At 69.3% G+C, this 18,239-nt stretch carries 17 protein-coding genes; 12 read left to right on the top strand and 5 right to left on the bottom strand.

Annotation, left to right across the window (positions count from 1 at the left end; genetic code table 11):
- The first annotated feature begins 61 nt into the window (after positions 1 to 61).
- The 9 genes from LJ657_RS26530 to pssA all read left to right on the top strand — a co-directional run bounded on the left by LJ657_RS26530 (position 62) and on the right by pssA (position 10,992).
- Positions 62 to 1,867 (top strand): 3-hydroxyacyl-CoA dehydrogenase family protein, encoded by a 1,806-nt coding sequence (locus LJ657_RS26530; protein WP_232651256.1) that lies wholly within the window; start codon positions 62 to 64, stop codon positions 1,865 to 1,867.
- A gap of 118 nt (positions 1,868 to 1,985) precedes the next feature.
- Positions 1,986 to 2,819: a TetR family transcriptional regulator gene (locus LJ657_RS26525; RefSeq protein WP_232651255.1), complete on the top strand. Its 834-nt coding sequence runs from the start codon at positions 1,986 to 1,988 to the stop codon at positions 2,817 to 2,819.
- A gap of 414 nt (positions 2,820 to 3,233) precedes the next feature.
- Positions 3,234 to 4,577, top strand: a complete 1,344-nt coding sequence (ccrA, locus tag LJ657_RS26520) for a crotonyl-CoA carboxylase/reductase (protein ID WP_232651254.1) — start codon at positions 3,234 to 3,236, stop codon at positions 4,575 to 4,577.
- Positions 4,578 to 4,594: 17 nt separating this feature from the next.
- Entirely contained in the window at positions 4,595 to 6,643 is a 2,049-nt protein-coding gene (locus LJ657_RS26515; protein WP_232651253.1) for an ethylmalonyl-CoA mutase, read from the top strand.
- The gene (locus LJ657_RS26510; protein WP_232651252.1) at positions 6,640 to 7,605 is read left to right on the top strand and encodes an HpcH/HpaI aldolase/citrate lyase family protein; all 966 of its coding nucleotides are present in this window, start codon (positions 6,640 to 6,642) and stop codon (positions 7,603 to 7,605) included. Before LJ657_RS26515 ends, LJ657_RS26510 begins: the two co-directional genes overlap by 4 nt.
- Before the next feature lies 1 nt (position 7,606).
- Positions 7,607 to 8,113 carry a MaoC family dehydratase gene (locus LJ657_RS26505; RefSeq protein ID WP_059195327.1) on the top strand — a complete coding sequence of 169 codons (507 nt, stop codon included), beginning with the start codon at positions 7,607 to 7,609 and terminating at the stop codon, positions 8,111 to 8,113.
- 5 nt (positions 8,114 to 8,118) lie between these two features.
- Positions 8,119 to 9,324, top strand: a complete 1,206-nt coding sequence (locus LJ657_RS26500) for an acyl-CoA dehydrogenase family protein (protein WP_062710448.1) — start codon at positions 8,119 to 8,121, stop codon at positions 9,322 to 9,324.
- Between the two features lie 170 nt (positions 9,325 to 9,494).
- Positions 9,495 to 10,151, top strand: coding sequence for a phosphatidylserine decarboxylase (locus tag LJ657_RS26495; protein ID WP_030936947.1), 657 nt, complete (start codon positions 9,495 to 9,497; stop codon positions 10,149 to 10,151).
- A gap of 22 nt (positions 10,152 to 10,173) precedes the next feature.
- A complete protein-coding gene (gene pssA / locus LJ657_RS26490; protein WP_232651383.1) occupies positions 10,174 to 10,992 on the top strand; it encodes a CDP-diacylglycerol--serine O-phosphatidyltransferase in 819 nt (272 codons plus the stop codon).
- 261 nt (positions 10,993 to 11,253) lie between these two features.
- Here the strand turns inward: pssA and LJ657_RS26485 are convergent, their stop codons facing one another.
- The gene (locus LJ657_RS26485; RefSeq protein WP_232651382.1) at positions 11,254 to 12,372 is read right to left on the bottom strand and encodes a glycerate kinase; all 1,119 of its coding nucleotides are present in this window, start codon (positions 12,370 to 12,372) and stop codon (positions 11,254 to 11,256) included.
- Between the two features lie 289 nt (positions 12,373 to 12,661).
- Here LJ657_RS26485 and LJ657_RS26480 point away from each other — a divergent pair, with 289 nt between their 5' ends.
- A complete protein-coding gene (locus LJ657_RS26480) occupies positions 12,662 to 13,735 on the top strand; it encodes an ADP-ribosylglycohydrolase family protein (protein ID WP_232651251.1) in 1,074 nt (357 codons plus the stop codon).
- 230 nt (positions 13,736 to 13,965) lie between these two features.
- Positions 13,966 to 14,460: an NUDIX domain-containing protein gene (locus LJ657_RS26475; RefSeq protein WP_232651250.1), complete on the top strand. Its 495-nt coding sequence runs from the start codon at positions 13,966 to 13,968 to the stop codon at positions 14,458 to 14,460.
- A gap of 12 nt (positions 14,461 to 14,472) precedes the next feature.
- On the opposite strand, the gene LJ657_RS26470 is transcribed toward LJ657_RS26475, so the two are convergent.
- A complete protein-coding gene (locus LJ657_RS26470) occupies positions 14,473 to 14,673 on the bottom strand; it encodes a type II toxin-antitoxin system VapB family antitoxin (RefSeq protein ID WP_232651249.1) in 201 nt (66 codons plus the stop codon).
- Positions 14,674 to 14,749: 76 nt separating this feature from the next.
- On the opposite strand from LJ657_RS26470, the gene LJ657_RS26465 reads away from it, so the two are divergent.
- A complete protein-coding gene (locus LJ657_RS26465) occupies positions 14,750 to 15,487 on the top strand; it encodes an SIR2 family NAD-dependent protein deacylase (RefSeq protein ID WP_232651248.1) in 738 nt (245 codons plus the stop codon).
- Between the two features lie 51 nt (positions 15,488 to 15,538).
- On the opposite strand, the gene LJ657_RS26460 is transcribed toward LJ657_RS26465, so the two are convergent.
- The 3 genes from LJ657_RS26460 to LJ657_RS26450 all read right to left on the bottom strand — a co-directional run bounded on the left by LJ657_RS26460 (position 15,539) and on the right by LJ657_RS26450 (position 18,233).
- Entirely contained in the window at positions 15,539 to 16,783 is a 1,245-nt protein-coding gene (locus LJ657_RS26460) for a serine hydrolase domain-containing protein (RefSeq protein WP_232651247.1), read from the bottom strand.
- A 151-nt stretch (positions 16,784 to 16,934) separates the two neighbouring features.
- Positions 16,935 to 17,708: a DeoR/GlpR family DNA-binding transcription regulator gene (locus LJ657_RS26455; protein ID WP_232651246.1), complete on the bottom strand. Its 774-nt coding sequence runs from the start codon at positions 17,706 to 17,708 to the stop codon at positions 16,935 to 16,937.
- Positions 17,709 to 17,750: 42 nt separating this feature from the next.
- Entirely contained in the window at positions 17,751 to 18,233 is a 483-nt protein-coding gene (locus tag LJ657_RS26450; protein ID WP_232651381.1) for a methylated-DNA--[protein]-cysteine S-methyltransferase, read from the bottom strand.
- Positions 18,234 to 18,239 lie beyond the last annotated feature (6 nt).

Raw genomic sequence — 18,239 nt, 5'->3', positions numbered from 1 at the left:
GGTCTCCCTCGGCGCACCCGGGCGCTCTCCCAGTCGTCACCCTCATGCCTGGAGTCCCGCGATGGCCACTCCCCTGTCCCACACCCCTTCCTCCTCGCTCACGACCATTGCCGTCGTCGGCCTCGGCACCATGGGCACCGGTATCACCGAGGTCCTCGCCAAGGCCGGCCGCGAGGTCGTCGGCATCGACATCAGTGAGGCCGCGGCCGCCAAGGCCGTCGCCACCCTGGAGGCCGCCACCGCCCGCGCCGTGGAGCGGGGCCGGCTGACCGAGCAGGAGCGCGCGGACGTCCTCGCCCGCGTCCGTACCTCCACCGACCTGCGGGCGGCGGCCGACGCCGACCTCGTCATCGAGGTGGCTCCGGAGTCGTACGAGATCAAGCACCAGATCTTCCGTGCGCTCGACGACATCGTGCGCCCGGAGACGATCCTGGCGACCGGCACCAACGCCCTGTCCGTGACCCGTCTGGCCGCCGACTCGGCCCGTCCGGAGCGCGTCCTGGGCCTGCACTTCTTCAACCCGGCGCCCGCGATGAAGCTGGTCGAGATCGTCTCCTCGGTGCTGACCGCGCCGACGGCCGTCACCGCGGTCACCAACCTCGCTCTCGACCTGGGCAAGGAGCCTGTCGCGGTCGGCGACCGGCCCGGCTTCGTCGCCGACGGGCTGCTGTTCGGCTACCTCAACCAGGCCGCCGCGATGTACGAGGCGAAGTACGCCTCCCGCGAGGACATCGACGCCGCGATGCGGCTCGGCTGCGGACTCCCGATGGGTCCGCTCGCGCTGCTCGACCTGATCGGCGTCGACACGGCCCGCACGGTCCTGGAGGCCATGTACGCCGAGTCCCACGACCGGCTGCACGCCCCCGCGCCGATCCTCAAGCAGCTCAGCGAGGCGGGCCTGACCGGCCGTAAGTCGGGCCGCGGCTTCTACACGTACGAGGCCCCCGGCAGCGCCACCGTCGTGCGGGACGCGCTGACGCCGCTGGACGGCGCCGCCCTCACCCCGGGCCGCGAGGTCCGCTCCGTCGGAGTCGCGGGCTCCGGCACCATGGCCTCCGGTATCGCCGAGGTCTTCGCCAAGGCCGGCTACCAGGTCGTGCTCGCCGCCCGCAGCGAGGAGAAGGCGCAGACCGCCAAGGCCCGTATCGGCAAGTCGCTCTCACGCTCCGTCGACAAGGGCCGGATGACCGCCGAGGCGGCCGCGCAGACCCTGGACCGGATCACCGCGGCGGGCTCCTACGAGTCCTTCGCCGACGTGGACCTGGCCGTCGAGGCGGTCGCAGAGGATCTGGAGATCAAGCAGCAGCTCTTCGCGACGCTGGACAAGGTGTGCAAGCCGGGCGCGGTCCTGGCCACCACGACCTCCTCGCTGCCCGTCGTCGCCTGCGCCCGCGCCACCTCGCGCCCGCAGGACGTGATCGGCATGCACTTCTTCAACCCGGCGCCGGCGATGAAGCTGGTCGAGGTCGTCCGTACGGTGCTGACGGCCGAGGACGTCCACGCGACGGTTCGCGAGGTGTGTGGACGGATCAAGAAGCACGCGGTCGACTGTGGAGACCGTGCGGGCTTCATCGTGAACGCCCTGCTTTTCCCGTACCTCAACAACGCGATCAAGATGGTGCAGGAACACTATGCGTCTCTTGACGACATCGACGCGGCGATGAAGCTGGGCGGCGGCTACCCGATGGGCCCCTTCGAGCTCCTGGACGTCGTCGGGCTCGATGTCTCCCTGGCGATCGAGAAGGTCCTGCACCGCGAGTTCCGCGACCCGGGCCTGGCCCCGGCGCCGCTCCTGGAGCACCTGGTGGCCGCGGGCTGCCTCGGCCGCAAGACGGGCCGTGGCTTCCGCGAATATGCCCGCCGCTGAAGGCGCCGGCGACTGGTTCAGAGGCGAGACGGACTGGGGCGGGCTGCTCGGCCCCAGCGGAGGACCCCCGCCCGCACCGGGCGGGGCAACCCCCGTACATGCGCAACAAGCTGCGCACATGCAGTACGTTCGGGTCATGTCCTCGCCCGCCAAGTCCTCACGTACACCAGCTACGCCCGACGCACCGGAAAGTGCCGCAGGCAGTCGCGCGGCCGCCCAGCGGCTCAAGATGCGCCGCGAACTGGCGGCCGCGGCGATGGAGCTGTTCGCGACCAAGGGGTACGAGGCGACCACCGTCGACGAGATCGCGGCCGCGGCCGGAGTCGCGCGCCGCACCTTCTTCCGCCACTTCCGCTCCAAGGAAGAGGCGATCTTCCCCGACCACGACGACACGCTGATCCGGGCGGAGGCCGTGCTCAACGCGGCTCCCGCGCATGAGCACCCGCTCGACACGGTGTGCCGCGGCATCAAGGAAGTCATGCGGATGTACGCGGCCCGGCCGGAGATCTCGGTCGCCCGCTACAAGCTGACGCGTGAGGTGCCCACCCTGCGCGAGGCGGAGATCGCGTCGGTGGCCCGTTACGAGCGTCTCTTCACCCGCTACCTCCTCGGCCACTTCGACGAGCACGCGCACGACGACGACGCCAACGACGACCCGCTGCTGGCCGAGGTCGCCGCATCCGCCGTGGTCACCGCCCACAACCACGTCCTCAGACGCTGGCTGCGGGCCGGCGGGCAGGGCGACGTGGAGGCGCAGCTGGACCACGCCTTCGCCATCGTGCGCAAGACGTTCGGGACGGGCATCGGGGCGGGGCGCAGCACGGCGGCACCGAGGCCGACGGCCCCCGCGGCCGTCTCCACCCAGGGCGAGGTCCTGGTCACCGTCGCCCGCACCGACGCCCCGCTGGACGAGGTCATGCGAACCATCGAGCAGGCGCTCAAGGACCGCTGAGGTCTCTCCGCACCTGTGATGACGGCCACCCTTCGGGGTGGCCGTTTTGGCATGTCAGAGCCCCTTTTCCGACCCCTTTCAACCCCCGTTTCGATCGATCATCGCTCATTTGTTACGTAAAGATTTCACCTGAGGGCAATCTCTGGCACTCAGTGCCTTGCGGGGTGACACGCGGTGTCATACGTTGAAGGAGTCCGGGCGGCCGGCGTGCAGAGACCTACCGCACGTCGGCTGTCCCCTCAAGCCAATGGCTTGCGCGCCCGGACGCCTGCGTCACAGGCAACCTCCCGCGCCACAAAGCGCTGCCGAACAGCACCACCGCCGAACCGACGGCACTTCTCAAAAAACCCTCAGCAGCACCGACGTAACCCTCAGCGTCCCTCCCTCAGGACGCGTACCGCCGGAGGCAACACCGTGACCACGAAGGACATCCTGGACGCGATCCAGTCGCCGGACTCGACGCCGGCCGACTTCGCCGCCCTGCCGCTCCCCGAGTCGTACCGCGCGATCACCGTGCACAAGGACGAGACGGAGATGTTCGCGGGTCTGGAGACCCGCGACAAGGACCCGCGCAAGTCGATCCACCTCGACGAGGTCCCCCTGCCCGAGCTCGGCCCGGGCGAGGCCCTGGTGGCCGTCATGGCCTCCTCGGTCAACTACAACTCCGTGTGGACCTCGATCTTCGAGCCCCTGTCCACCTTCGGGTTCCTGGAGCGCTACGGCCGCACCAACGAGCTGGCCAAGCGCCACGACCTGCCGTACCACATCATCGGCTCCGACCTCGCGGGCGTCGTCCTGCGCACCGGCCCCGGCGTCAACGCATGGAAGCCCGGTGACGAGGTCGTCGCGCACTGTCTCTCCGTCGAACTCGAGTCGTCGGACGGCCACAACGACACGATGCTCGACCCCGAGCAGCGCATCTGGGGCTTCGAGACGAACTTCGGCGGCCTCGCCGAGGTCGCGCTCGTCAAGTCCAACCAGCTGATGCCCAAGCCGGGCCACCTCAGCTGGGAGGAGGCCGCGGCTCCCGGTCTGGTCAACTCGACCGCGTACCGGCAGCTGGTCTCCCGCAACGGCGCCGGCATGAAGCAGGGCGACAACGTCCTGATCTGGGGCGCGAGCGGCGGCCTCGGCTCGTACGCCACCCAGTTCGCACTGGCCGGTGGCGCCAACCCGATCTGCGTGGTGTCCTCGCCGCAGAAGGCGGAGATCTGCCGGGCCATGGGCGCCGAGGCGATCATCGACCGCAACGCCGAGGACTACAAGTTCTGGAAGAACGAGCACGAGCAGGACCCGCGCGAGTGGAAGCGCTTCGGCAAGCGCATCCGAGAGCTGACCGGCGGTGAGGACGTCGACATCGTCTTCGAGCACCCGGGCCGCGAGACCTTCGGCGCCTCCGTCTACGTCACCCGCAAGGGCGGCACCATCGTCACCTGTGCCTCGACCTCGGGCTACAACCACGAGTACGACAACCGCTACCTGTGGATGTCCCTGAAGCGGATCATCGGCTCGCACTTCGCCAACTACCGCGAGGCCTGGGAGGCCAACCGGCTCATCGCGAAGGGCAAGATCCACCCGACCCTGTCGAAGGTCTACTCCCTGGAGGAGACCGGCCAGGCGGCCTACGACGTGCACCGCAACCTCCACCAGGGCAAGGTCGGCGTGCTGTGCCTGGCCCCCGAGGAGGGTCTGGGCGTGCGCGACGAGGAGCTGCGCGCCAAGCACATCGACGCCATCAACCGCTTCCGCAACATCTGAGACACCCGGGGTCATAGATGACTGAGCGTCAGCCCGCCGAAGGCGCGCGGGAGAAGGACCGGCCGTGGCTCATGCGCACGTACGCCGGTCACTCCACGGCCGAGGCGTCCAACGAGCTGTACCGCCGCAACCTCGCCAAGGGCCAGACCGGCCTGTCGGTCGCGTTCGACCTGCCGACGCAGACCGGCTACGACTCCGACCACATCCTCGCCCGCGGCGAGGTCGGCCGGGTCGGCGTGCCGATCGCACACCTCGGTGACATGCGCCGGCTGTTCCAGGACATCCCCCTGGAGCAGATGAACACCTCGATGACGATCAACGCCACCGCCATGTGGCTGCTGGCGCTCTACCAGGTCGTCGCCGAGGAGCAGGGTGCGGACATCACCAAGCTCCAGGGCACGACCCAGAACGACATCGTCAAGGAGTACCTGTCCCGCGGGACGCACGTCTTCCCGCCGGGGCCGAGCCTCCGTCTGACGACGGACATGATCGCGTACACGGTCTCCCACATCCCGAAGTGGAACCCGATCAACATCTGCAGCTACCACCTGCAGGAGGCGGGCGCCACACCGGTCCAGGAGATCGCGTACGCGATGTCGACGGCGATCGCCGTGCTGGACGCGGTGCGTGACAGCGGCCAGGTGCCGCAGGAGCGCATGGGCGACGTCGTCGGCCGTATCTCCTTCTTCGTGAACGCCGGAGTCCGGTTCGTCGAGGAGATGTGCAAGATGCGCGCCTTCGGCCGCATCTGGGACCGGATCACGCGCGAGCGGTACGGCATCGAGGACCCCAAGCACCGGCGCTTCCGCTACGGCGTCCAGGTCAACTCCCTGGGCCTCACCGAGGCCCAGCCGGAGAACAACATCCAGCGGATCGTCCTGGAGATGCTGGCCGTGACGCTCTCCAAGGACGCACGCGCGCGTGCCGTGCAACTGCCCGCCTGGAACGAGGCCCTCGGCCTGCCCCGCCCCTGGGACCAGCAGTGGTCGCTGCGCATGCAGCAGGTGCTTGCGTACGAGAGCGACCTGCTGGAGTACGCGGACATCTTCGAGGGATCCCATGTCATCGAGGCGAAGGTCGCGAAGCTCGTCGAGGAGTCCTTCGCCGAGATCGACCGGATCCAGGAGATGGGCGGCGCGATGGCCGCCGTCGAGTCCGGCTATCTCAAGTCGCAGCTCGTCTCCTCGCACGCGGAGCGCCGGGCCCGTATCGAGTCCGGTCAAGAGAAGATCGTCGGCGTCAACATCTTCGAGACGACCGAGCCGAATCCATTGACTGCCGATCTCGATACAGCAATCCAGACAGTCGATCCAGCCGTCGAGGCGCGGGTCATCTCGTCACTGCAGCACTGGCGCGACACCCGCTACCAGCCGCCCTTCAACCACCCGCGCCCGTGCAAGGCGCTGGAGAAGCTGAAGGAGGCCGCCAAGGGCACCGGCAACCTCATGGAGGCCACCCTGGAGTGCGCCCGTGCGGGCGCCACGACCGGCGAGTGGGCCGGAGCCCTGCGCGAGGTCTTCGGGGAGTTCCGGGCGCCGACCGGCGTGTCGTCCGCGCCGGTGGCCGTCCCCGCCGAGGAGGGCTCGGCCATGTCCGAGGTCCGCCGCAAGGTCGACCTGACGGCGAAGGACCTGGGCGTCGGCAAGCTCCGCTTCCTGGTCGGCAAGCCCGGCCTGGACGGGCACTCCAACGGCGCCGAGCAGATCGCCGTGCGGGCCCGTGACGCCGGCTTCGAGGTGGTCTACCAGGGCATCCGCCTGACGCCCGAGCAGATCGTGGACGCGGCCCTCGCCGAGGACGTGCACGCGGTCGGCCTGTCCATCCTCTCCGGTTCGCACGCCCAGCTGGTCCCGGACGTACTGGACCGCCTCCGTGTGGCCGGTGCCACAGATATACCGGTGATCGCCGGTGGCATCATCCCCAATGGTGACGCCGAACAGCTGCGAGCCGCCGGAGTGGCCGCGGTCTTCACCCCGAAGGACTTCGACATCACCGGAATCATCGGCCGCATCGTCGACGAGATCCGGACAGCGAACAAGCTCGACCCCCTGGAGGTCCCCGCATGACCACGCCCGTCAACCGTCTGCGTCCGCGACGCTCCTGCCTCGCGGTCCCCGGAAGCAACCCCCGCTTCCTGGAGAAGGCGCAGGGCCTCCCCGCCGACCAGGTCTTCCTCGACCTGGAGGACGCATGCGCCCCGCTCGCCAAGCCCGAGGCGCGGCACACCATCGTCAAGTTCCTCAACGAGGGTGACTGGACCGGCAAGACGAGGGTCGTGCGCGTCAACGACTGGACGACCGAGTGGACGTACCGCGATGTCGTCACGGTCGTCGAGGGGGCCGGCCAGAACCTCGACTGCATCATGCTGCCGAAGGTGCAGACCGCCCAGCAGGTCGTCGCCCTCGACCTCCTGCTGACCCAGATCGAGAAGACCATGGGCTTCGAGGTCGGCAAGATCGGCATCGAGGCGCAGATCGAGAACGCCCAGGGCCTCAACAACGTCAACGAGATCGCGACGGCCTCGCAGCGCGTCGAGACGATCATCTTCGGCCCGGCCGACTTCATGGCGTCGATCAACATGAAGTCGCTGGTCGTGGGCGAGCAGCCGCCCGGCTACCCGGCGGACGCCTACCACTACATCCTGATGAAGATCCTGATGGCCGCCCGTGCCAACAACCTCCAGGCGATCGACGGCCCCTACCTCCAGATCCGCAATGTCGACGGCTACCGCGAGGTCGCCCAGCGCGCCGCCGCGCTCGGCTTCGACGGCAAGTGGGTGCTGCACCCGGGCCAGGTCGAGGCGTCCAACGAGATCTTCTCGCCCTCTCAGGAGGACTACGACCACGCCGAGCTGATCCTGGACGCGTACGAGTACTTCACGTCCGAGGCGGGCGGCAAGAAGGGCTCGGCGATGATCGGCGACGAGATGATCGACGAGGCCAGCCGCAAGATGGCGCTGGTCATCTCCGGCAAGGGCCGCGCGGCCGGCATGCAGCGCACCTCCAAGTTCGAGATCCCGGAGGCCTGAGATGCAGTTCGGACGCACCTACGAGGAGTTCGAGGTCGGGGCGACGTACAAGCACTGGCCGGGCAAGACGGTCACCGAGTACGACGACCACCTGTTCTGTCTCCTCACCATGAACCACCACCCCCTCCACATGGACACCAACTATGCGGAGAAGACGACGGACTTCGGCAAGAACGTCGTCGTCGGGAACTACATCTACTCGCTCCTGCTCGGCATGTCGGTGCCGGACATCTCCGGCAAGGCGATCGCCAACCTGGAGATCGAGTCGCTCAAGCACGTGGCGCCGACCTTCCACGGCGACACCATCTACGGCCAGACGACCGTGCTCGACAAGTGGCCGTCGAAGTCGAAGAACGACCGCGGGATCGTCTACGTCGAGACCAAGGGCTACAAGCAGGACGGCACCCTGGTCTGCGTGTTCCGCCGCAAGGTGATGGTGCCGACCGAGACATACATCAAGGAGCGCGGCGGCGAGCAGCCGGGCCGCCCGGAACTTCAGGAGGGCTGAGCCCCATGGCACGCCTCGCCCAGACCGCCGGTCTGACCGACATCCAGCAGGAGATCCTCTCCACCGTCCGCGACTTCGTGGACAAGGAGATCATCCCGGTCGCCACCGAGCTGGAGCACCGCGACGAGTACCCGCAGCAGATCGTCGACGGCCTCAAGGAACTCGGGCTGTTCGGCCTGATGATCCCCGAGGAGTACGGGGGCCTGGGCGAGTCGCTCCTCACCTACGCCCTGTGCGTCGAGGAGATCGCCCGTGGCTGGATGTCGGTGTCCGGCATCATCAACACGCACTTCATCGTGGCGTACATGCTCAAGCAGCACGGCACGCAGGAGCAGAAGGACCACTTCCTGCCTCGCATGGCGGCCGGCGACATCCGCGGCGCCTTCTCGATGTCGGAGCCGGGCCTCGGCTCGGACGTGTCCGCCATCACCTCCAAGGCGGTCAAGGACGGCGACGAGTACGTCCTCAACGGCCAGAAGATGTGGCTGACGAACGGCGGAACGTCAAGTCTGGTCGCCGTACTGGTCCGAAGTGATGAAGGACACCCCGAGGGCACCGCGCCCCACAAGTCGATGACGACCTTCCTTGTCGAGAAGGAGCCCGGCTTCGGCGAGGTCCGTCCCGGCCTCACCATCCCCGGGAAGATCGACAAGATGGGCTACAAGGGAGTCGACACCACCGAGCTGATCATGGATGGCCTGCGGATTCCGGCCAACCGTGTGCTCGGCGGGGAGACCGGCCGAGGTTTTTACCAAATGATGGACGGCGTGGAGGTCGGCCGTGTGAACGTGGCGGCGCGTGGCTGCGGCGTCGCTCAGCGTGCCTTCGAGCTCGGCGTCCAGTACGCCCAGCAGCGCCACACCTTCGGCAAGCCGATCGCCCAGCACCAGGCCATCCAGTTCAAGCTGGCCGAGATGGCTACCAAGGTCGAGGCCGCGCATGCCATGATGGTCAACGCGGCACGCAAAAAGGACTCCGGGGAACGAAACGACCTTGAGGCCGGTATGGCGAAGTACCTCGCCTCCGAGTACTGCAAGGAGGTCGTGGAGGACGCCTTCCGGATCCACGGCGGCTACGGCTTCTCCAAGGAGTACGAGATCGAGCGCCTCTACCGCGAGGCCCCGATGTTGCTGATCGGTGAAGGTACCGCCGAGATCCAAAAAATGATCATCGGTCGCAGGTTGCTCGAAGAGTATCGGTTCCAGGGTTAGATGTCCGGATACGGGGTGTTTTCTTGGAGAAGAAGATCACACCCCGTCAGCACTCTTCGGCCGCCGACTCGGCTTCCTGGCTTGCCCAGTTGTGGCCCGCGACCGGTACCATCCCGGGAAAGCCGCCGTCCCCCGTTACAGCGCGGCATCATCCGCTACGAAGGTCATCCATGCCCCACAGCCAAACCTCTGCACCTCGCGACAGCCGGGCCGGCGTACGCCTCGCGCGCGGAGCATCGCCGTGGCTTCTGCCGACCGTCGCCACCGCAGCCCTCAGCCTGGCCCGTGCGCGCCGCTCCGGCGTCGCCAAGGCCGTGGCCGTGCCCGCCACCGCGCTCGCGGCGGGCATGCTGTGGTTCTTCCGCGACCCCGAGCGCGAGATCGCCCCGGGCCGGGTCATCTCGCCCGCCGACGGTGTGGTGCAGAGCATCATGCCGTGGAAGGACGGCCGGACCCGCGTCGCGATCTTCATGAGCCCGCTCAACGTCCACGTCAACCGGGCGCCGCTCTCCGGCACGGTGACGTCGGTCGAGCACATCCCCGGCGGGTTCGTTCCGGCGTTCAACAAGGAGAGCGAGAACAACGAGCGCGTAGTCTGGCACTTCGACACCGAACTCGGCGACATCGAGATGATCCAGATCGCCGGCGCCGTGGCCCGTCGCATCGTCCCCTACATCCCGCAGGGCACGAAGGTCGAGCAGGGTGACCGCATCGGTCTGATCCGCTTCGGCTCGCGCGTCGACATCTACCTGCCCGAGGGCGTGGAGGTCGCGGTCGAGGTCGGGCAGAAGACCGTGGCTGGGGTGACTCGCATTGACCGTGATTGATCCTGATACCCAGGCGGGCTGGGTGCCCGAGGCCGACGAGGTGGACGAAGAGGAGGAGATGCCCCTCTCTCTCCGCCTCTCAATAGCGGACACCCTCACCCTCGGCAACGCCACGTGCGGCTTCATGGCGGTGTACTTCACCACCACCGGCATCCTGATCCCGCACCTCACCGGCGACCAGGAAACGGGCATGGCCCGCCACAGCGCGGCCACGGCGGTCATCCTGATGCTGTGTGCGGCGGTCTTCGACCTGTTCGACGGCCTGGTGGCGCGCAAGCTGCGCTCCTCCCCCATGGGCGCGGAGCTGGACAACCTGTCGGACCTGATCAGCTTCGGTCTGGCGCCGGCTTACTTCGTGCTCGTCTATGGCATGGTCGCGGACGACGCGCATCAGCGGGTGGCTGCGGTCGGGGCAATCGTGGTGCTCCTGGCCGTGGTGCTGCGGCTGGCCAGATTCTCGTGCGTGTCCGTCCCGAACGGCATGTTCCAGGGCATGCCATCACCGTTCGGCGCACTGACGGTCGTCTCGATCGTCCTGTTGGAGCTGCCCTTCGTGGCGACGCTCCTGGCGATCCTCGGCACGGCCTGGCTGATGGTGAGCCGGGTCGAGTACCCGAAGCCGCGGGGGCGGCTCGCGGTGGCGATGCTGTCCTGGATCGTCGTGTCGATGGGACTGCTGGCGGCCTGGGCGTTCGACGCCCCGAGCGGCCAGCTGCTCCTCCAGACGGGGTGTGCGCTCCAGCTGGTCACCGGTGCGGTGATTCCCCTGTTCGCCACGGCTCGCCGGGTGAACAACTTCCGCGACAACCGGCGTGAGGCGCGGGCGGCGCAGTTGCCGTAGCGGCGCTTGGATGACGACGAAGGGCCCCGAACCATTGGTTCGGGGCCCTTCGTGTTGCGGTGCTCGGCGCTGGTGCGGGCGCCGTCCAGGGCTGCCGCCCCCCAGACCCCCCGCTTTCGGCCTGAACGGCCTCTTCCTCAGACGCCGGACGGGCTGTGAAAAGATCAAAATCAGCCCCTCCGGCGTTTGAGGAGCGGGGGTCCGGGGGCCGGCCCCCGGTACGGGACGGGTAGGGGCGGCGGGGGCGGAAAAAGCCCGGTCTCAGGTCAGGAAGTCCCGGCCGATCTCCTCCGCCACCCGCTCCAGGATCGGTCCGGCGTCCGCGATGCACTTCGCCACGTCCGGCTCGACGGAGGTCAGCGGGTACGCCCGCCGGATCCCCGCCCGCCCCAGCGCGTCCGGCGGCAGCGCCAGCCGCCCGCACACCGCCACGACCTCCTTGTCCGCGGCGCGTGCGGCGGCGGCGACGCCTGCCGGGGCCTTGCCGTGCAGGGTCTGCTCGTCCAGGGAACCCTCGCCGGTGATCACCAGGTCCGCCCACTCCAGCGCCGGCGCGAAGCCGAGCACGTCGAGCATCACCTCGATGCCGGGGCGGAAACCGGCGCCGAGGAGCAGGGCGCCGTAGCCGATACCGCCGGCCGCGCCCGCGCCCGGGGAGGCAGCGAATTCCGCCGCCTTTCCGCCGACCGCGTCCTCCAGCACCTTCGCGTAGTGCGCGAGGGCCGTGTCCAGGGCCTCCACGTCGTCCGGGGAGGCGCCCTTCTGCGGGCCGTAGACGGCGGGTGCGCCCTTCGGGCCGGTCAGCGGGTTGTCGACGTCGCTCGCCAGGACCAGTTCGACGGAGGCGAGACGCGGGTCCAGGCCGGACAGGTCGGCGGAGGCGAGTTCGCTCAGTCCGCCGCCGCCCGGGGGAATTGGCTCCCCGTCCGCGTCACGGAACCGCGCGCCCAGTGCTGACAGCATTCCGGCGCCGCCGTCGGTGGTCGCGCTGCCGCCGACGCCGAAGACGATCGTGCGCGCGCCCGCGTCCAACGCGGCCCGCAGCAGTTCACCGGAGCCGTACGTGGACGCCGTGAGCGGGGCGAAGACGCCGGCCGGCAGTCGCTGCAGGCCACTGGCCTCCGCCATCTCCACGACCGCCGTGCCCGCACGCAGGGCGAAGGCCGCCGTCACTTCGTCGCCCAGCGGCCCCGCGACGCGCACCTCGCGCCGCTCGAAACCGGCCGCGACCGCCGCGTCCACGGTCCCGTCGCCGCCGTCGGCCACGGGCAGCGACTCCACCTGGAGCTCCGGCACGACCCGGCGCAGCCCGGCCGTGACCCGCTCGGCGACCTGCACGGCCGTCAGCGACCCCTTGAACTTGTCCGCGGCGATGAGCACGCGCTGTGTCACCTGTTTCCCCTTGCTCTCCGGGCCTCACGCACATCAAGGCCAGTCGCGCCGCTGCGACCTTAACCGGAGGACGGCCCCGGCGTCATTCCGTGACCGGAGCCTGGACGCTGCGCGAGCTGTACCGATGCGCGACCACCCGCGCACGACGATGTGCCGACGGTCGTCTGCAGCATCGTCGTGGCTGATCGCCCACGCGGCGGAGCCGCATGTCGACACAGCCCCGCGCCCCTTCACCTTCAGGGCGCAGGCGGCGCCCAAATTGGGTAAACCTTCTGCTATGACCCCTGTGGGCACTGAGCCAGAGCTCGCGGACCGCATCCTCGGGGGCTGGCTGGGCCGGATCTCGGGCAACATGCTCGGCAAGCCGGTCGAGCAGGGCGACCTGTGGACGCGGGACCGTATCGACCGCTATCTGCGGCAGGCCGCCGCCCTGCCCCTTACCGACTATCTTCCCGAGCCCGCCGACGAGAGCGACGGCTTCGAGCTGCGCCCCGAGTGGCGCCAGTGCGTGCGCGGCCGTATCCACGGCAGCTGCCGCGACGACGACGTCGACTACGCGATCCTCGGCCTGGACCTCCTGGAGACGCACGGCTTCGACTTCAGCACCGAGCAGGTCGGCGAGCTGTGGCTGCTGCGGCTGCCGTATCTGCAGACCTTCACGGCGGAGCGAGCCACGTACCGCAATCTCGCCAACGGGCTCAAACCGCCGCTGACGGCCACGTACGACAATCCGTACCAGGAGTGGATCGGCGCGCTGATCCGCGCCGACATCTACGGCTGGACATGCCCGGGGGTGCCGCGCCGCGCGGCCTCCCTGGCCCGCCGGGACGCGGTGCTGTCGCACACCGGCAACGGCGTGTACGGCGCGATGTGGGCGGCGGCGCTGATCGCTGCGGCGTTCACCGCGCCCACCGTGCGGCACGCGGTGGACCAGGCCCTCGCCGTCATCCCGGCGAGCAGCCGGCTCGCCCGTACCGTGCGGCGGGTCGTCTCCCTCCACGACACGCGGATGACCTGGGAGGGCACGCTCACCACGGTGGCCGAGGAGACCGCCGGGCTCGGCTGGATCCACACCATCCCGAACGCCGCCGTACTCACCGCGGGCCTGTTGTACGGCGACGGCGACTTCACCCGCACCATCACACTCACCGTCCGCGGCGGCCTGGACACCGACTCCAACGGAGCGACCGCCGGCTCCGTGGCCGGCGTACTGACCGGGGCGGACGCGATTCCGCCGCAGTGGAAGGAGCCGCTGGAGGACACCGTCCGCAGCGCGGTGTTCGGCTTCGACGGGGTGCGGATCAGCGAGCTGGCGGAGCGGACGGTGCAGCTCGCGGGGACGGAAACCTAGCCGACGGGCGCGACGCCACAACCGAACTCCGCGCTCGCGCTGTCGACTGTCGGCTGGGCCGTCGGCTGTTGGCTGTTGGCTGTTGGCTGTTGGCTGTTGGCTGTTGGCTGTTGGCTGTTGGCTGTTGGCTGTTGGCTGTTGGCTGTTGGCTGTTGCGATGATCGCGGTGTTCATGGCGAGAGGGCGCAGTGAGGACGAGAGGGGCCGCGCGAGCTGGTTACCCTTCGTGGATGACCTCCACGCCTGACTTCGCCACGTACCTCGCCGGTCTCCCCCGCATTCTCGCGGGGGCCGCCGCCCTCTTCCGCGATGCCGAGGGCCGGGTGCTGCTCGTCGAGCCCAACTACCGTGAGGGCTGGGCCCTGCCGGGTGGCACGATCGAGTCCGACGACGGCGAGACCCCGCGCCAGGGCGCGCGCCGCGAGACGCTGGAGGAGATCGGTCTGGACCGCGAACTGGGCCGGCTGCTCGCGGTCGACTGGGTGTACAAGCCGAGCTGGCCGCCGCTGGTGGCCTATCTGTACGACGGCGGAGTCCTCGACGAGGACGAGCTCAAGGCGATCCGCCTGCAGGAGGAGGAGCTGCTCTCCTGGCGCCTCGTCCCCCGCGAGGAACTCGACGACTACCTGCTGGGCACCCTCGGCCACCGCGTCCGGGTCGCCCTGGAGATCCTGGCGGAGGGTTCGGGCACGGCCGAGCTGGAGAACGGGCAGCGGGTGGCGTGACCGGGCGCCGGCTCACCCCTCGGGCTCACGGGGCTTGACGTCCACCTCGCGCAGCCCCTCGTCCCGCGCGACGACCCGGGCCTCGGTCCGGTGGCCGCGCTCGATGTAGTCGCGGACCACGAGTTCCACGGCGTCCTGGGGATTGTTGACCCCCGCGAGAACCATGACTTCCACGACGAGTTCGGCATCGAGCGAGACGGTGACCTTGGCCATGGCCGGAACCTAGCACCGGACAGCGCGCACGAATATCCGTTCGCCCCACCCGGTCCGCCGTCCTACCCTCGGTGCCATGAGCAAGCCCCTCGTCGCGATCCTCAGCGGTGCCGGTATCTCGACCGACTCCGGGATCCCCGACTACCGCGGCCCCAACGGGCTGTGGCGGAAGGATCCCGAGGCCGAGAAGCTCGTGACGTACGGGTACTACATGGGCGATCGGGAGATTCGACGGCGGTCCTGGCAGATGCGGCGCAAGAACCGCACGCTGAAGGCCGAGCCCAACGCCGCGCACCGGGCGGTGGCGGAGTTGGAGCGGTCCGGGGTACCCGTGCGGGTCATCACGCAGAACGTCGACGGGCTGCACCAGCTCGCCGGCATGGCCGCCCGCAAGGTGCTCGAACTGCACGGCTCCGCGCGGAGCTTCGTGTGCACCGGGTGTCATGCGCGCGGGCCGATGGAGGACGCGCTCGCCCGGGTCGAGGCCGGGGAGGACGACCCGGCGTGCCTGGAGTGCGGGGGGATTCTCAAGTCGGCGACGGTGATGTTCGGCGAGCGGCTCGACCCGGTGGTGCTCGGCGAGGCCCTCGCCATCAGCAAGGCCTGCCAGGTGTTCATCGCCGTCGGCAGCAGCCTGCAGGTGCAGCCCGCCGCCGGGCTGGTCGGTGTCGCCGCCGACAACGGCGCGCGGCTCGTCATCGTCAACGCCGACCCGACGCCGTACGACGACCGCGCCGACGAGGTGATCCACGAACCCATCGGTACCGCACTGCCCGAACTCCTGGACCGGCTGAACGCGGAGAGCCGCGACTAGGTCCGGACCGCAACGCGTCGTTCGGCAACAGCTCCTGGCTCCGTCGGGAAGTCAGCTCGCCGGGACAAGGGTGCCGAAGGAGGCCGCGGCGATCTGCTGTATGTAGCGCATCTCGGTGCCGTCGAGGTTGTCGGGGTTGAGGGAGTAGACGATCTTGCGGGAGAGGTCGCTGGTGGCGAAGACGCCGCTGGTGTAGCCGGGGCGGGAGCCGGTCTTGCCCCAGACCACCACACCGTTGGATGCCTCGACCCGCATCAGGCCCATGGTCATGCAGGCCCGTCCGGCGTCCATCTGGGTGCGGCACTGGCTGCTGTGGTAGCTCGGGACGTCCGGAACCGTGAAGAGCTCTGCCCGCTGGGCAGGTGCCAGGAGACGGCCGCGGAACAGCGCGGTCATGAAGCGGTCGAGGTCGGCGGGGGTGGAGATCATGCCGCCCTCGGCCCAGGGCCAGGGGCTCTGCTCGGTGACGTCCACCGGGTGCCTGGTACCGTCCGCGGACTTGACCATCAGGTAGCCGTGCGAATGCGGGCCGGGCAGGGTGGGGTCGTCCTCGTCGGGGACGTAGGTGTCGTGCAGCCCGAGTGGCCGGGTGATCCGGGACTGCACCTCGTGGGCGAAGGTGTGCCCGGTGATTTTCTCGATCAGCACGCCGGCGACGTAGTAGTTCATCCCGTTGTACTGCTGCGCGGTGCCTGGCGCGAACTGCATCGGCTGACCGGCCATCAGGTCGATCACCTGCTGCGGGGTGAAGCTCTTCAGACGGTTGGCGGCGAACCATTCGGGGCTGCCGTCGCCGAAGTCCGGGTTGTCGGCCGCGCGCGGCAGGCCGCTGGTGTGGTTGAGCAGCTGGCCCACCGTGACCGGCGGCAGCTCCGCCGGCAGCACGCCCGGCAGATAGTGCTGGACGGGTGTGTCCAGGTCGATCCGGTGCTCCGCAGCGAGTTGAAGCACCACGGTCGCGGTGAAGACCTTGGAGATGCTGCCGATCCGGAAGTGCCCGTTGCGCGGGACGCCCTGGCCGGTCTCCAGGTCGCCCACGCCCGAGGTGCCCGACCAGTGGCCGGCGCTGCCGGTGATCCGCAGGAGCGCGCCGGTGACGTCCGCGCTGGGCAGGCCGCCGATGGCCGCCCTGAGCTGTGCCGGGTCGAGCGCGGGCAGAGGGGTGCCGGTTGCCGCAGGTGCCGCGGCCGGGATCGCGGCGGAGGCGGGGGCGGCCACGCTCACGGCCAGGGCGGCCAGCACGGCGCCGGCGGCTGCCATGGTGGACCAACGGGTACGACGCGCGGTGGAGTTCACGGCAGGGCTCTCCCAGGGTGACGGTCGGACCGGCGGACGTCCGGCCCGGTCACGAGTCTCATGCACCCCGGCAGCCCCGTTCATCAGGAACGTCCCCGAGCAACCCCCCACCGCACCCTGACAACTGACTAGGGGTCAGGGTCCTACCTGCTCAGGGTGACCCTGCCGGAACGGCGTCCACCCGCACCACCCGCACACCCGCTTCCTCCAGCGCCGCACAGGTCGCCGCGTGCGACGCGGCGTCGGTGACGACGAGGTCCAGGTCCTCGGGGTCGCAGATCTTCACCATGCCCGTTCCGGGGAACTTGGCGCTGTCGGCGAGGAGCGCCACCTTGTCGGCGGCGGCGATCATGACACGTCTGGCGGGGACCTCGGCGACCGTGGTGTCCATCACCTGGCCGCCGGCGCGGACACCGCAGGCGCCCATGAAGAGCCAGTCGGCGTGCACCTGACGGAGGTTGTCCTCGGCCAGGAAACCGTCCAGCATGCGCGATTCGCGGATGACCATGCCGCCGAGCAGCATGAGTTCGACGTTCTCGTCCTGGACGAGCTCGTCGTACACCCCGAGGTTGTTGGTGATCACGGTGATACGGCGCCCGTGCAACCGGCGGGCCAGCCGGTGGACCGTCGTGCCCGAGTCGAGGATGACCGACTGGCCTTCCTCGATCATCATGGCGGCCTCGGCGGCAATCGCGTCCTTCTGGGGCACCTGCGCCTCGGCGGCCTCGGCGAAGGGCGCGGGATCCTCCTCGATGACCGCTCCCCCGTGGACCCGGGTGAGCAGTCCGTCCTCCTCCAGCTTGAGGAGGTCACGACGGACGGTCGCGGCACTGGCCCCCAGCCGGGCGGAGAGGTCCGTCACGGTGGCGGTGCCGCCGGATCTCAACGTCTGCAGGATGAGTTGGTGTCGTTGTTCAGCCAGCACGCAACGGACCCTACACGGCCTCGAGTTGCCGCGGCTGAGCAGCTAGAACAGCGCCGTTCCGCTCTCGAAGTCCAGCAGCCGCTGCTTGCGGTCCAGGCCGCCGCCGTAGCCCGTCAGGCTGCCGTTGGCGCCAACGACTCGGTGACAGGGGACGATGATGCCGATCGGGTTCCTGCCGTTGGCGAGGCCGACCGCGCGGGATGCCGACGGGTTGGCCAGAGCGTCGGCCAGGTCACCGTAAGAACGGGTCTCGCCGTAAGGGATCTTGCCGAGTTGGTCCCAGACCGACCGTTGAAACGGCGTTCCGTTCAGACGGAGTTCGATCGTGAACTCCTTCAGCTCGCCCGCGAAGTAGGCCTCCAGTTGCTCCTCCGTCTCGCCGAAGAGCCTGTCGTCGCGGGTCCCGAAGGTCTCCGCCGGCGGGCGGTGGCGCTGCTCGGTCATGTAGAGGCCGCAGAGGGTGCCGTCCTCGGCCACGAGGGTGAGGGGGCCGTACGGGCTGTCGATCACGGTGTGGTGCTTCACAGGGCT

The organism is Streptomyces guryensis (genome assembly GCF_021261325.1).
GTDB lineage: Bacteria > Actinomycetota > Actinomycetes > Streptomycetales > Streptomycetaceae > Streptomyces > Streptomyces guryensis.
The sequence above is the reverse complement of the archived record's forward strand: the minus strand, read 5'-3'. Positions and strand labels throughout refer to the sequence as shown.